Origin of the sequence: Wolbachia pipientis, assembly GCF_030373985.1 — a bacterium.
Taxonomy (GTDB): domain Bacteria; phylum Pseudomonadota; class Alphaproteobacteria; order Rickettsiales; family Anaplasmataceae; genus Wolbachia; species Wolbachia pipientis_D.
Genome location: NZ_JAUCRB010000004.1, coordinates 12,562 through 27,332, shown reverse-complemented (window position 1 = coordinate 27,332; position 14,771 = coordinate 12,562). Strand labels below are relative to the sequence as shown.

Here is a 14,771-nt window from a genome sequence, read left to right as displayed (position 1 = left end):
TATGGAAAATTACTTTCTGCTGTTTAAAGATACTCTACTATCATCGTTAATCTTACCCATACACCAAGGTTTTGTGTTTTATACTATGTTGTATTTCAGGTCGTGTTACAATCCACTGCTTATGTTACTTTTTGGAGTATTGGGGTCAAGCCTTGGCGGAATAGCTAATTGGTACTGGGGTATAATAGTAATCTCTACCAGAAATTTACATCACAAATTAGGGAACGAGCACACAACACCAAAAACTGTAAGAAATCTACTAATTTGTGCAGTTGCATTACTCTCGTGGTCGACAGTACTTGGCAGTGTGATTCAAGTTCTATCAGGCTATTTCAAGTTAAAACTCAGTGTTTTCACTTTGCTAACTATCCTATCCAACTTTTTCTACTTGTTATACCTCATCATTACTGTTCAATAAGTTGCTTAAGTAGCTGAGTTGGCTGCTAGTTTCTCACAACCTCTTCCTTTGCCTTTTCTAAATATTCTAATATAGTTTCATGTAGTGCAGTCCAAGACATTTGCTTTTCCATATTAGGTATAAATTTTTGTTTCCAAGTGTCCTTAAATTCTTGAAACCATTGTTTCTCAAAATTTTCAAAATCAGACAGCACTTCTGACCTAAACTCATTAATTAAACTTGAAACTTCCGTAGCCTTTTCAGAGCTCATAGACTTTAAAAATAACACTTCATTTTTTAAAGCGTCTAACTTTGCAAATGCATTAAGCTTGAATGGCATATAAAGCGAAGAGCTTATATTATATCTTAGATAAGAGTCGTAATACAGCTTGATCTTATACATCAACGTAGCAAACGCATCAGAGGAAATGTTGTTTCCGTATTGTACAAGAGAAGATAATAAACATTTGTAATCCTCCTCATTTAAAAATGGTGGTTGTAAACTTGTTTTAATTCTGTCACTTAAAGATGTGAATTTGTTGAAAGCACAACTGCCATACTCGCCTAAAAGTTCAGGCAGAATATCTTCCCTTTCTAACTTTAGGAGTAATCCTTTTCTAATCCCTTTTGGTAAATGGCGCATTGAAAATTGATTGACGACCCACACAAAATTCTCATCAAACTCATCTGAGTAACCAACGTTATTGTCAGGAAAAATCACGTTACCTTCTTTGTCATGCCAAGGCAATATTTTGTAAAAAAAATTGTTTAATCTTTTTTTTAATTTCAAAATGCTTTTATTTTTATCACCTACCTTATATAAAACTTCACCTATTTTTTGTTCTGCGTCTTGAAGCCCGATCTTATCACCTATATGTAGTCCAATGCCATTTTTCTCTAATAACTCCCAATCAAACAACTTATGTGGGTCGGGTTTACGTATCGTGTAGCCTTCAATAGCTGAGTTGTATACTATAGTACCTACTTCAGCATGACTAAATATCATATCTTTTCTGATCTTAAAGCGTTTCATAAGGTATAAAATCAGATCTTTAACAGATTGCATTTGCTCTTCTGGAAAAGGCTCAAGCCCTGTGTTTACAATTTCAATGCCTATAGAATAATCATTCAGTTTCTGTAGTTCTTCAACCACGTTATCTGTTTGAACTTTTGCATAACTTATACCAGCATGCCATGCTCTTTTTTCGAGTGGAACCATCAAAGTAATGCTGCCATCTCTATCAACAATGAGCTGCACTGATATTCCTGTGGAATTTAATGCGCATTTTGTGCTTTTTAATGTTGGCGATTCGGTATGATGCACTATTACCATCGACACTTTTTTGCCTTCTCTATCATCATAATTTGAACTTGGAGCAGGGTCTAAAAATAGCATATTTCTTAAGGATGGTAGATTTCTTTTCAAATCTTGAAAATCGTCCTCAATACTATTTGAGTAAGACTGTTGCTCAGATATAAGGGGCGCTGGAATGATAACAAGCAGCAACAGTGCAGAGACAAACAAAATTGACAAACATTTCTTCACTATAAGCTTCATGTATCTCTAACGTTCCGCAAATTGCAGAAACTACTTGTAGTATAACTAAATTAATATAATACGTACAAAACAATATTTGTTTAGTTTTTTTTAAGCTAACTTGCCTATTAAAGTTTGCTACAGCTACAATTAATACTCTTATCATTACTCTTTGGCGTTAAGTCAGGATAGAACATAAGTACGGCATCATTCTTTCTCACAAACATTGATTGATAATTGTCATCCTCCATTTTATACAGGCACATTCCACCTTTTCCTAATTCTTTAAACGCTTTAGTTGCAGAGACTAAAATATCATCAGCATAAAGGTTACATACATACCACACTTGGGCACTTAATTTTCACTTCACTATCCCTACCTAAATATCTCATTCCAAATGTATAAACTGGCAGGTTAACATTCAATATATTGCACAGAGACTTATCATTCCAAGTCGCACCCGCCCATTTATTCTCTTGAGCTTCAACATACCTACCTACAAAACGCATACCACCTAATTTATTGTTTAGCTCACCACAAAAAATATGTCCAAACCCTATAGTTTCTTTTTCAATCCCGCTTGGAGTAACCCAAATTCTAGTCAGTCCATCCTTAAATAATTCCAAGTCTGCATTGGCTGTAACCACTTGATGATTGAGCTTATCATGCATTTCTTTTACCACCTCTTGATGCTGTGGACTATTAAGCAAAACTCTGAAATCTTCTCTATCAGAGTGTTCCCCAATCTCACAAACTCTTCACACCCCTCTATCAAAGTCAGTTAACTCTGGAAGCGATGTAATGTAATCTGGACCTGAAGAACCTGTTTTGAAAAACGGCTCAAAGTTAATTCGTGAATTTGTACCACTAAAATAATAGTTCTTAATACAAAAAATAAACTCCATTAACGTTGTTATTAAGCACAAGATTAACTTAGCTGTTTTCGGTGTAATTACAACACAACTTTACAAAAAAGCTAATATACAAACAATAATCTAAAAAAGTTTTAATCTAATGCTGATTGCAGTGCAGCAACCCCCGGCATTTCGTTACCACTTAGCCAACTTAAAAATGCCCCACCACCAGTTGAAACATATGTAAAATCTTTATCAGTCAGACCCGCAGCATTTATTGCAGATAGGCTATCCCCTCCCCCTATCACGCTGGTTAATTTTCCCTTATGTGATAAGTCACTTACAACTTTCATCACCCCTACTGTGCCATTTGCAAAAGCTGTATGTTCAAAAACACCGATAGGTCCATTCCACAGCAGAGTCTTACTACTTGCTATTATACTGTTTATTGTGCTTAAAGTTTGAGGCCCAATATCTAAAATTACATCATCGTCTAAAATGGATTCAGTTGTTCTTGAAACGCTAGTATCATAATCAGAGTTTATTGAAACTAGGACATCTTCCGGCATAATTACTTTGCAATTGTTTTTATTTGCTGTTTCAACAATATTCTTCAGAAGATCATCAATACCATTTTGAAAGAAAGATTTGCCTACATTTACTTTATTAAATAATAAAAAATTATTAGCAATCGCACCACCAAGAACCAGGTAATCAACATTTTTTGCTAGCTTTATAAGCATTTTTATTTTAGTTGATATTTTAGCTCCTCCAACTATTGCAGTAATAGGTTTAGCGTCAAATGATATGACCTTTTCAAGATATTTTAGCTCATCTTGCAAGCAAAATCCTGCATAGGAAGGTAAAAACTCCGTAATGCGTGAAATAGAAGCGTGAGCTCTGTGAGAGCAAGAAAATGCATCATTGACATACGCATCCGCTAGAAATGCTAGTTGTTTGGCAAAATTTGCGTCATTCTGCTCTTCTTCCCTATAAAACCTCAGATTTTCTAGTAATATTACATCTCCTCCATCCATCGCATTTACTGCTCTTTGTACTTTTTCACCAACGCAATCATCAACAAACTTCACCTCTTTGCTTAGCAGATGTGATAAAATTTCAACTATGTTTTTTAGCGATAGATTATTATCTTTGCCTTTTGGGCGTCCAAAATGCGATATGATAATAATTTTTGCACCCGCATTTACCAAGTGTTGAATAGTAGGCAATGCTCTCAAAATACGAGTGGTATCATGAACTTCCCCATCTCTTACAGGAACATTGAAATCAACTCTGAGTAAGACAGCTTTATAGCGAAGATCACAATTCTCTATGCTAGGTACATTCATTACAAAATTGAAGCTATAAAACTACTATACAGCAGCTTGATCTAAAGTAAAGTTTTGAGTTATAGAAAGGACGCTTGATGCTGAAATGATACTTTGTGTTCGAGATAAAACAGACTATAACATTTGTCTTCAACACAATAGAAAACACCTTACTTGGTTACTGGCTCATACTTTTTTCCTCTTGAAGAAAAGCATTCATTCACTTTGTTGACTATAAGTGATATAATATATTCACTCACTTTATCAGCTGCCAATAATGTAGCTAAGATTGCAAAGACCCCTATAATTGGCGCTATTGCTCCTAACTATTACACCTGCAAAGCTGCAGGTCCCGCTCCAAGCATTGTAACAGGAAAAATAGCAGCCGCAGCTGCAGCAAGGCCGACTCCAACTGCAGTGCTTGCAGTGCATAAATAAGCAAGCGTAAAAAGAGTTTCTTTGGAGAATTCTCCTTCTATTACCCGATTGCATGCAAATTGTGCACTGAATAATATTGTAGGAACGGCTGTAACAATTCCACCCATTATTAAAAGTGACAAAGCTGTGAAATTTAATCCAAGACTTGTAAATGCCCCTATTATTGATGCTGTACTACAAAGTGTTAAAAATTCTTCGCCTATATAATCCCCTAAAATTAATTAATACTTTTCTTGAGGATCTAACTTCCTTTATTGCTATTATAATTCAAATTAGTCAGATAGTCAAATTATTATTCAATTCTTTTGAAAGAAGAAGGGTCTCAACTTACCAGTTATCAATGGTTAATGTAGAATTTTACAGTTAAACAAGGCACTGCTTAGCGTCAGTTCATCTAGCTAAAAACATTAAGAAATTTACTAAGTGGAAAAAAAGGCAAAGAAACCCTGAGCAGCGAGCTTTGACCCTCTAATACTGCAACTTGGCGCTGTAATAATTTGCTGACGCTTAGTTTAAGCACAATTTGGCTGAATGTAGAAAAATTTTAAAAGACATGCAGCGTCAATAATTTGACGTAACTGGCCAAAAAACACCTTAAACTTTTGACTGAATTTTGTTATTGAACCACGCAGATCAAAAACAAGTTTTGAATTAAAAATACCCTTGCCATTATAATAAGGAGGCTGGCAAAGTTTGTCAAGCAACTTTTTCGTTTCTATCAGCTACTTGAATGATATCGAGTAATACTCAAACAGAGGTTAGATATCCATTAAAACTTTAAAGTTATTTAATATTGACGCTATACACTCAAGTGTTAAAATAAAATGAGAAATTTTTAGGAGTTCATATGGTAGCAGGCGGAAAAGCAAAAACAGCTAGTAAAAATAACCCTACTCAGCGTAAGAAAGCCGAACAAAAAATGTATAAAGATAAACCGGTAAAACCGGTTAGATATATAGACCGTGATTCACGTATGAACTATATGTCTGCTCAATATGATAACGGCAATCTCGTTGAAGATGAGGTAAGTGGTAACCCTATAAAATGGGAAGCTGTATAGCGGGTTTAAACTTGTGGTTAAGGTCACTATTAACTCTAAGGAATGTGAAGTAGAATCTGGGCTCACTATAATTCAAGCTTGCGAAGTCATGGGTGTTGAAATTCCACGCTTTTGTTATCATGAGCGCTTAGCAATTGCCGGTAACTGCAGAATGTGTTTGGTCGAGGTAGAAGGCGGTCCTCCAAAACCAGTAGCCTCTTGCGCAATACCAGTTGCAGAAGGCATGGTTATTCATACCGATACCCCAAAAGTCAAAAAGGCACGTGAAGGAGTGCTCGAACTTTTGCTAATTAACCACCCGCTTGATTGCCCAATTTGCGATCAAGGGGGTGAGTGCGACTTACAAGATATAACGATGGCCTACGGGAAAGGAACCAATAGGCTTGACGAGCATAAGAGGGCTGTACCAAAAAAACATTTCGGGCCGCTTATTGAAACTGCGATGAATCGATGCATCCATTGCACTCGGTGTGTTAGTTTCTTGTCCGATGTTGCAGGCACAAATGAACTTGGAGGGATTGGCAGAGGAGAAAACGTAGAGATTAGCACTTATATAAAAAGGCATATCAGTTCTGAATTATCTGGAAATATTATAGATCTCTGTCCTGTAGGAGCTTTAACTTCAAAACCTTACTCGTTTAAGGCGCGCTCATGGGAGTTATCACATTGTGAAACTATAGATGTGCTCGACGCTGTGGGAAGTGCAATCAGAGTTGATTATCGTGGTCCTGAAGTTATGCGAATATTGCCAAGACTTAATGAAGAAGTGAACGAGGAATGGATATCAGACAAAACTCGTTTTGCTTACGATGGATTAAAAGTGCAGCGCCTTGACCGACCTTATATAAAAAAAGAGGGCAAATTAGTTCCAGCCGATTGGAATGAGACATTAACTGTTGCTACAAAAAAACTAAGGAGTACAAAGCCAAACAAAATAGCGGCAATTGCAGGTGATCTAGCAGATTGTGAGTCTATGTTTTTGCTGAAAGAAATGATGCAGAAGCTTGGCTCAGCAAATATAGATTGTAGACAAGATGGTGCAAAGCTTATACCAAATAATCGTGGGTCATATGTATTCAATACCACCATTGAGGGTATTGAAAGTGCAGATTTGTGTCTGCTTATAAACACAAATCCCAAAGTAGAGGCACCAATTATCAATGCACGTATAAGAAAAAGATATTTACAAGGCAATTTTCCCATTGCAAGCGTTGGTCCTGATGTTGAGTATTTATATCACGTTGAGAAGTTAGGCAATAATCCTAACATTTTAAATGAAATAGCGAAAGGGAATCATAAATTTTGTCAGCTGCTGAGTATCGCTCAAAGCCCTATGCTTATCATCGGTCAAGGTGCATTGACAAGAAACGATTCCGAATCAATTCTAGCTTTAGCTGGTTCAATTGCAGAAAAATTTAATATTGTCAGAGATGACTGGAATGGTTTTAATGTGCTGCATAAAGCCGCAGCAAGAGTCGGTGGATTAGACATTGGCTTTGTCCCCCAAAAAGGCGGAAAAGATACTACTCAAATACTAAAGCAAGCAAAAAATGGTGAAATAGAAGTTGTTTATCTTCTTGGTGCAGATGAAATTGACACATCAAAATTAGAAAATACATTTGTAATTTATCAAGGTCATCATGGCGATAGAGGAGCACACATAGCAGATGTCATCTTACCTGGAGCTGCATACACAGAAAAATATGCAACTTATGTAAATACTGAAGGGCGGGTGCAGAGGACAAATTTAGCTGTATTTCCTCCTGGTGAAGCAAAGGAAGATTGGTTGATTATTAAGAATTTATCCCAATATTTGGGCCTTTCTTTGCCATATGATAGTTTATTTGACGTAAGAAAAAAATTAGATACTATTGGCCCACAGTTCAAAAATGCTGATCAAGTGGTAAAAAACAAATGGGTGCCAATTACCTGCGATGGAATAAAATTAAGCAACGTCCCCTTCTTCCTAAAAGAGTGTAATTTTTATACGACAGATTCAATAAGTCGCGCTTCAAAAATAATGGCAGATTGTACTAAAGCCTTTTATGGACACGCTAGTTAACATCCTATTTATTTTGGTACTGCTGTTGCTTTCAGTTGCATATTTGGTGTACTTTGAGCGCAAAGTTATTGGGGCAATGCAACTGAGGCATGGTCCAAGTGTAATTGGACCTTTTGGACTACTACAGCCATTCGCAGACGCTATTAAGTTACTAATCAAAGAGCCGATAATACCGTTTAGAGCAAACACTATATTATTTATCATGGCTCCGATACTTACCTTTATCTTAGCATTAATTGCATGGGCAGTGATACCATTTAGTGCTGAAGTAATCACAAAAAACGGACAGCAGATAGTAATTCCTAAGGTAATAGCAAATATCAATGTTGGAGTGCTCTATGTCCTAGCTATATCCTCTTTAGGAGTATATGGCATTATTATCGCAGGCTGGTCAAGTAATTCCAATTATGCATTTCTTGGCGCTATAAGGTCAGCTGCTCAAATGATCTCATACGAAGTTTCAATAGGCCTAATAGTTGCAACAATTGTTATTATAACTGGCACACTAAATCTCGGAGAAATGGTAGTAACAAAGCACAATGCGCCATTTTGGGTTGATCTACTACTAACGCCTATGGCAGTAGTGTTCTTTATCTGTCTTCTTGCAGAGACTAATCGCCATCCGTTCGATTTACCAGAAGCCGAAGCAGAGCTTGTCTCTGGATATAACGTTGAATATTCATCAATGCCTTTTGCTCTCTTTTTCTTGGGAGAATATGCAAACATGATTTTAGCAAGTGCTATGATGGCAATATTCTTTCTAGGAGGATGGTATCCCCCTCTAGAACTTAGTTTACTGTATAAAATACCAGGCTTAATTTGGTTCATTTTGAAGATAGTTTTATTATTATTCATATTTATTTGGATTAGAGCAACGATACCTCGTTATCGATACGACCAACTAATGCGCCTTGGTTGGAAAATGTTTCTGCCGATATCAGTACTTTGGGTAATACTTATTTCAGGAGTGTTGCTCTTTACTGGGAGTTTGCCGAATTGAGAGTTGTAAATATATGCTGATTGCGGTAGTAAATTTTTTTGATAAGCTTTGCATTATAGTACATAATATTAAGGTTTTGAAGATCCTTTTGCTATGGCTTTGTCAAAATTTCTCGATCTAAAGTTAGACCTAACCTTTAAAAAAATCTTTGGTACTAAAAAAAATAAGAATATTCTCATCCACTTTTTGAATGATATTCTAGGATTTACTGAGGTAAATACTATACAAGAATTGGAATTCCTCAGCACAATTATGGATCCTGAAATTGCCTCCGATAAACAAAGTATTATTGATGTTCTGTGTAGGGATTCTAGCGGGTCCAGATATGTGATTGAAATGCAGCTCGTTCGCGATAGAGGTTTTGAAAAACGCGCTAAACTATATGCCGCTAAGGCTTATTCAAGGCAAGCTGATAAAAGTGGTCAGTACATTGATTTAAAGAAGATTTTCTTTATTGCAGTTTCAAATTGTAATTTCTTCCCTGAAGAAGTTAATTATATCTCTACTCATAATATACGTGATATTAAAACCAACGGACATTACTTAAAAGATTTTCAATTCGTCTTTATTGAGTTGCCTAAATTTACAAAAAATAGGGTAGAGCAGCTAGAGAGCACAGTAGAAAGATGGTATTTCTTTTTTAAGTATGCAGAAGATACTACCGAAAAGGACCTAAAAAAGATCGCTAAAAAAGCGCCAATAATAAAATTGACATATGATGAGCTAGACAAATTCAGCCGGAATGAAAAAGATCTAATAGCGTATGAAGAGAGAGTAATGGGCCTACAGAAAGAAGAAGCTATTCTTGAATACAAACTTGATCTTGCTATTGAGAAAGGTAAGAGAGAAGGCATGGCAAAGGGTATAGAAGAAGGTAGAAAAGAAGGCAGGAAAGAAAGTAGAGAGAAAAGCAAAAGGAAAGCCAAAATAGCAGCAGCCAAGAATCTGCTAAAAGCTGGCATATCTATCAATATTATAGCTGAAACAATTGGGCTGTCTGTTGATGAAATAAAAAAGTTGCATGAAATGGAAGTGAATTGATTGATAAAATAGATAAATTGTATGTTCTTCTTTACAAGAATGAAATTTGAAGAGAAATCACAGAAATGCTATTAATATTTGCTTCTGTTAGGATAGTTTTGAAGAGGTATGATGTTTAATTTCCCCAACACACGGTTAAGGCGCAGGCGCTCAAATGCATGGATTCGCAATTTAATAAGTGAAAGCATTTTATCGGTAAATGATTTGATCTTTCCTCTGTTTGTTCATGACAGAGAAGAAACAACTGAGCCAATTCCTGGTTTACCTGACATCAAATGTCACTCAATAGATGGATTGGTTCCCATAGTTAAGGAAGCTGAGGGCTTAGGAATTAATGCTGTTGCAATTTTTCCTGTAGTTGATGGTAAATTAAAATCCGAAAACGCTGAGGAAGCATATAATCTGGACAATTTAATCTGCAAGGCAATTCGTATTGTAAAATCAAAGGTACCAGGCGTTGGCATTATCGCAGACATTGCACTGGATCCATACACTACTCACGGCCATGACGGCATTTTAAAAAGCAATCAGATAGATGTGAAAAACGATGAAACTGTGTCAGTATTGTGTAAGCAAGCACTTGCTTTAGCAAAAGCAGGATGTGATATAGTTGCTCCTTCTGATATGATGGATGGTAGAATAGGAAAGATAAGAAAAGCGTTAGATGATAATGACTTTCAGAATGTATCAATATTGTCTTATGCAGTAAAATATTGTTCCAGCTTTTATGTACCATTCAGACAAATTGTTGGTTCTTGTGAGCCATCAAATTCTATCGATAAAAGTGGTTATCAGATGGATTGCAGAAACGCAAGAGAAGCTATTTGCGAAATTGAAATGGATATAAATGAAGGCGCAGATTTTATTATGATAAAACCAGGTACGCCATACTTGGATGTAATAAAAACAGCAAGTGATAAATTTAACTTTCCAGTTTTTGCCTACCAAGTAAGCGGTGAGTACGCAATGATAAAAGCTGCAACAAACAATGGTTGGCTGGATTATGACAAAGCAATTTACGAGTCTTTAATTTGCTTTAAACGCGCAGGTGCAAGTGCAATATTCACTTATGCTGCACTTGATGTTGCAAAAAATTTGGGGTAAGGAGCATAACACACCCTACAAAAAAGCTTACTCTTTATCATTTACGTATTTAAGAATAACTTCTGCTAACCTTTTACTAATTCTAGTTACGTTTTGAATTTCAAACAGAGAAGCTTTTCTTATGTTTTCCACTGAACCAAAATGAGACATTAATGCATTTTTTCTTTTGTTACCAACCCCTGGTATTTTGCTCAACTGTGAAACTATAAACTGTTTGTTACGCCTTTTTCTGTGTGAAGTGATTGCAAAACGGTGGGCTTCATTACGCAGCAATTGTAAGTAAAGCATGACTTTGCTGTCATTGTCCAAAGTAAATCCTTCCCTGCCTGGCATATAAAACCTCTCACTCCCTGCGTTGCGATAAGGGCCTTTTGCCATGCAAGCAAAAGGAACGTCTATATTCAATGTTTCCAATAAATTCTGTACTATAGACACATGTCCTGGACCACCGTCAATCAACAGAAAATCAGGCATTATGTCCTTTATCTTGCCCGAAAAACGCCTGGTTAGCACTTCCCTCATCATTTTATAGTCATCGCCTGAAATCTTCTCTTTTATAGTAAATTTTCTGTATTCACCTTTCAAAAAACCTTCTTGCCCTGCAACAACCATAACACCAACTTGTTGATTCCCAGATATATGGCTATTATCGTAAACCTCGATACGCTTTGGAACATTTGGTAATGAAAAAACTTTGCTCAGTTCTTCAAGTTTTTCTAGATTCTTCTTATAATCAGTAAGCCTTTGCTTTAGGCTATGTTGAGAGTTATCATAAACAAATTTCAACAAACTAAGCTCTTTTTTATCTTTTGCGTGCAAAACTTTTATTGGTTTTTGAGTAATGTTGCATAGAGCTTGCTCTATGATTTCCTTATCCTTAACCGAACCAGGAACATAAGTTTGTACTGGAGGTATGTTAGCTGAATTATACAAATTGATCAAAAAGGTGGATAAAATTTCATCATCTGGATGATCACTACAGTTTTCGACAAAGTAAGGAGTGCTTCCATAGTTGTCTTTATTTCTGAATGATAACACACCAATACATGCCAAATCTTTTTCACGTACAATGCTTAAAAAGTCTGCATCTTTTTCAAAAGAAAAATCCATCGGCTGCATTTGAATTTGCTTAAGAAAGCCTACCCGATCTCTATATATAGCAGCAAGTTCATAGTTCTGCTCATCGCTGTACTTTTCCATTATAGAAAGTAACTGTTTTTCCACTTCACCATTTCTTCCAAGCAATGTGTCCCGTGCTTGTTTTACTGACTGCCAGTAATCATCTTTAGTGATTTTACCCACGCATGGTGCTGAGCAGCGCTTAACTTGATACTCAAGACATGGCCTTCTTGTTGAGGAAAAATATCGATCTGAACACACTCTCAAAAGGAAAGCTTTTTGCAATGACAATATAGTTTGCTTAACAGCAGCAGCAGATGTAAAGGGACCGTAATAGTGAAATTCACTCTTTTTGAATTTGCCTCTATATTGTACTATTCTTGGGTAATCGTGTTTGGAAATCTTAATATAAGGATAAGATCTTCCATCCTTGAGTACAATATTATAAGGCGGTTTCAATGACTTTATTAACTGCGCTTCAAGAAGTAGTGCTTCTATTTCATTTTTAGTTAGAAAAGTCTTAACCTCAACAACTTGTGAAAGCATAACTTTGATTCGTTCAGAAAGGCTTTCGAACCGAAGGTAGTCAGACAATCTCGATTTTAAGTTTTTTGCTTTTCCAACGTACAAAACTTTGCCCTTATTTCCAACCATTTGATATACACCACAACACTGTGGAGACAACTCGATTTGTTTTTTTATCGCCTGAACATTTATGACATAGCTCATTGCTTTAGTATGAGGTTAAAATCTGCTACTAAATGAAAGACGGAAGCTATATTCGCAAGTAAAGATAATCTATTTCTTTTCAACTCGCTAGAATCACAGTCGATTTTTACATTATCCATAAACTGATTGATAAACGGAGCAAAACCAGTAAGTTCATTAAGCGCTACATTAAAGTGACTATTTTTTATTGCTTGTCTAATGTTTTTACGAGCAGCTATAACATGACTCGATAGCGCTATCTCTTCACTCTCAACCAAAAACTTCTCATCATAAGATGTATCGTAAGTAGTATTGTCATTTTTTTCTGCTTTGTTAACTATGTTACTGATCCTTTTATAAGAGCTTAGAATCTGTTCGCCTTTAGGTGTATTAAGATAACAATCTAACATAACAGCTTGCTTCTCCGCCATTAGCAAATCATCAACATCGGCTTTATGCAATATTGAATCTATAACATCTTGCCCTATACCTCTACTTTTTAAAATAACCCTGAATCTTTCTAGACAAAACTTAAGCACTAGTTCTGAAATTTGTTCTCTATTTAACTTATTGGATCGATCAATTAACATTGTACCTTCAGTAAATACAAGTTTTGAATATAAAGATAACGATTTATCTATCAATAGCCTGATCGGAACATGCAAATTATTTTCAAGTATTGTTCTAATTACACCAATTGCCATCCTTCGCAGACCAAATTGATCATATGAACCAGAGATCTTTTCACCCGCTGCAATCAAACCAACTAACCCATCTATCTTATCAGCAATAGCTACAGCAACCGCAGTAGAGGATTTAGGACACTCTTGCTCTAGCCCAATTGGTTTATAATGTCCAGTTATAGCTTCCACTATTTCTTCATCCTCTTGAAAGTAAGAAGCATAATACCCACCTATCATTCCTTGCAACTCAGGGAATTCTTTTACTATAGATGTTGCTAAATCGGCTTTTGCTAAATATGCGGCACGTTCAACCTTAATTAGTGAAGCATGTGGAACATATATTGCTATATATTTTGATAGAGTGATAATGCGCTTTACTTTTTCTCCAACGCTACCAAGAGAAGCATGAAATAATATCGAGTCTAATTTTTTGACATAGTAATCCAGATTTTCCTTTTTGTCCTGAGATATCAAAAACTGAGCATCAGCAAGACGTGCTTCTAATATTTTTTCGTGTCCTTTGATAACCTCATCATTGTTAACATTGACAACGGTGACAAAGTGTGAAATTCTCTTCCCATTACTTAAAGCAAGATATTTTTGCTGCGTATTAATTATGCTAAGCATTACCTCCTTCGGTAATCCTAATGACTTTTCTTGATTTACCTCACCAAACAGTACAATTGGCCACTCTATAAATCCCGTTAATTCATTCAGTAAATAATCATTTTTTTCAAGTTGTAAATTCCTCTCTTTTGTGAACTTATCAATCTGATTCAGTATATATTGCTTTCTTTTATCTGGTTGAAGAATTACATTGTTTTTTTCTATTAATTCAAAGTAGTCTTTAGGTGTTTTAACAGTGAACGCCATATCGCTTGAGAGAAATCTATGGCCATATGTTGTGTTGCACGCTGCAACCCCTGCAAAAGACACAGGTATTATCTCATCATTCAAAATGCATAAAATGTTTTTAATTGGCCTAACCCATCTTTCTTTTCTTTCACTCCACCTCATGCTCTTTGGCCAGGAGAAGTTTTTTAACATCTCTTCTAGCTGATTTTTTAGAAATTCTTGAATGTTAAATGGGTAAACATCCTTTTTAATGAAGTAAAAGTCCCCATTGCTCACTCTACGAACAAATAAATCTATCTCACTTTTCCCATTTTTCTTTAAAAAACCTTCAACGGCATTTTTCGGTGCGTTGACATGTGGCCCCTTAATTTCGTTATTAGAATCTTTTGGCTCTGTAATGCCTATATTATCGACAAAAAGGGTGATGCGACGTGCTGTTATAAAAACCTCTATAGACGCAAATTTCACATTATTTTTATTGAAAGTATTAACAACATAACCCTTAGCTTGAGCTGCAGCTGAATTCTGCATTCTTGATGGTATTTCCTCTGAAAGGCATTCAAACAATAACTGTGATGACATAT

General features: G+C 35.8%; 11 protein-coding genes and 1 pseudogene. 6 read left to right on the top strand and 6 right to left on the bottom strand.

Annotated features, from left to right (window positions below; genetic code table 11):
* Nucleotide 1: 1 nt before the first annotated feature.
* Nucleotides 2–418 (top strand): DedA family protein, encoded by a 417-nt coding sequence (locus QUS22_RS05550; protein ID WP_353477735.1) that lies wholly within the window; start codon nucleotides 2–4, stop codon nucleotides 416–418.
* Between the two features lie 25 nt (nucleotides 419–443).
* On the opposite strand, the gene QUS22_RS04220 is transcribed toward QUS22_RS05550, so the two are convergent.
* The 4 genes and pseudogenes from QUS22_RS04220 to QUS22_RS04205 form a co-directional block, all read right to left on the bottom strand.
* A complete protein-coding gene (locus tag QUS22_RS04220; protein ID WP_289513752.1) occupies nucleotides 444–1,955 on the bottom strand; it encodes an N-acetylmuramoyl-L-alanine amidase in 1,512 nt (503 codons plus the stop codon).
* A gap of 107 nt (nucleotides 1,956–2,062) precedes the next feature.
* Nucleotides 2,063–2,840, bottom strand: a pseudogene (locus QUS22_RS05665) (EndoU domain-containing protein).
* A gap of 101 nt (nucleotides 2,841–2,941) precedes the next feature.
* Complete coding sequence (locus tag QUS22_RS04210; RefSeq protein WP_289513750.1) at nucleotides 2,942–4,138, bottom strand: phosphoglycerate kinase; 1,197 nt, start codon at nucleotides 4,136–4,138, stop codon at nucleotides 2,942–2,944.
* Between the two features lie 308 nt (nucleotides 4,139–4,446).
* Nucleotides 4,447–4,677 (bottom strand): hypothetical protein, encoded by a 231-nt coding sequence (locus QUS22_RS04205; RefSeq protein WP_289513749.1) that lies wholly within the window; start codon nucleotides 4,675–4,677, stop codon nucleotides 4,447–4,449.
* A 725-nt stretch (nucleotides 4,678–5,402) separates the two neighbouring features.
* Here QUS22_RS04205 and QUS22_RS04200 point away from each other — a divergent pair.
* The 5 genes from QUS22_RS04200 (at nucleotide 5,403) to hemB (ending at nucleotide 10,822) form a co-directional block, all read left to right on the top strand.
* The gene (locus QUS22_RS04200) at nucleotides 5,403–5,615 is read left to right on the top strand and encodes a hypothetical protein (protein ID WP_289513748.1); all 213 of its coding nucleotides are present in this window, start codon (nucleotides 5,403–5,405) and stop codon (nucleotides 5,613–5,615) included.
* 13 nt (nucleotides 5,616–5,628) lie between these two features.
* The gene (gene nuoG / locus QUS22_RS04195; RefSeq protein ID WP_289513747.1) at nucleotides 5,629–7,677 is read left to right on the top strand and encodes an NADH-quinone oxidoreductase subunit NuoG; all 2,049 of its coding nucleotides are present in this window, start codon (nucleotides 5,629–5,631) and stop codon (nucleotides 7,675–7,677) included.
* Entirely contained in the window at nucleotides 7,661–8,677 is a 1,017-nt protein-coding gene (gene nuoH, locus QUS22_RS04190; RefSeq protein ID WP_289513746.1) for an NADH-quinone oxidoreductase subunit NuoH, read from the top strand. Before nuoG ends, nuoH begins: the two co-directional genes overlap by 17 nt.
* A gap of 93 nt (nucleotides 8,678–8,770) precedes the next feature.
* A complete protein-coding gene (locus QUS22_RS04185) occupies nucleotides 8,771–9,718 on the top strand; it encodes an Rpn family recombination-promoting nuclease/putative transposase (protein WP_289513745.1) in 948 nt (315 codons plus the stop codon).
* Nucleotides 9,719–9,829: 111 nt separating this feature from the next.
* Nucleotides 9,830–10,822 carry a porphobilinogen synthase gene (gene hemB, locus QUS22_RS04180; protein ID WP_289513819.1) on the top strand — a complete coding sequence of 331 codons (993 nt, stop codon included), beginning with the start codon at nucleotides 9,830–9,832 and terminating at the stop codon, nucleotides 10,820–10,822.
* 27 nt (nucleotides 10,823–10,849) lie between these two features.
* Here hemB and uvrC read toward each other — a convergent pair whose 3' ends face one another.
* Both uvrC and glyS read right to left on the bottom strand, forming a co-directional pair.
* Nucleotides 10,850–12,670, bottom strand: a complete 1,821-nt coding sequence (gene uvrC, locus QUS22_RS04175; protein WP_289513744.1) for an excinuclease ABC subunit UvrC — start codon at nucleotides 12,668–12,670, stop codon at nucleotides 10,850–10,852.
* Nucleotides 12,667–14,769: a glycine--tRNA ligase subunit beta gene (glyS, locus tag QUS22_RS04170; protein ID WP_289513743.1), complete on the bottom strand. Its 2,103-nt coding sequence runs from the start codon at nucleotides 14,767–14,769 to the stop codon at nucleotides 12,667–12,669. Before glyS ends, uvrC begins: the two co-directional genes overlap by 4 nt.
* Between the last annotated feature and the right edge of the window lie 2 nt (nucleotides 14,770–14,771).

What these genes read in the sequence shown, in the direction of transcription:
- nuoH (WP_289513746.1), top strand. Translation starts at nt 7,661, where the DNA reads ATGGACACGCTAGTTAACATCCTATTTATTTTGGTACTGCTGTTGCTT.
- QUS22_RS04185 (WP_289513745.1), top strand. Translation starts at nt 8,771, where the DNA reads ATGGCTTTGTCAAAATTTCTCGATCTAAAGTTAGACCTAACCTTTAAA.
- QUS22_RS04210 (WP_289513750.1), bottom strand. Translation starts at nt 4,138, where the DNA reads ATGAATGTACCTAGCATAGAGAATTGTGATCTTCGCTATAAAGCTGTC.
- glyS (WP_289513743.1), bottom strand. Translation starts at nt 14,769, where the DNA reads ATGTCATCACAGTTATTGTTTGAATGCCTTTCAGAGGAAATACCATCA.
- QUS22_RS05550 (WP_353477735.1), top strand. Translation starts at nt 2, where the DNA reads ATGGAAAATTACTTTCTGCTGTTTAAAGATACTCTACTATCATCGTTA.
- QUS22_RS04200 (WP_289513748.1), top strand. Translation starts at nt 5,403, where the DNA reads ATGGTAGCAGGCGGAAAAGCAAAAACAGCTAGTAAAAATAACCCTACT.
- uvrC (WP_289513744.1), bottom strand. Translation starts at nt 12,670, where the DNA reads ATGAGCTATGTCATAAATGTTCAGGCGATAAAAAAACAAATCGAGTTG.
- QUS22_RS04220 (WP_289513752.1), bottom strand. Translation starts at nt 1,955, where the DNA reads ATGAAGCTTATAGTGAAGAAATGTTTGTCAATTTTGTTTGTCTCTGCA.
- hemB (WP_289513819.1), top strand. Translation starts at nt 9,830, where the DNA reads ATGTTTAATTTCCCCAACACACGGTTAAGGCGCAGGCGCTCAAATGCA.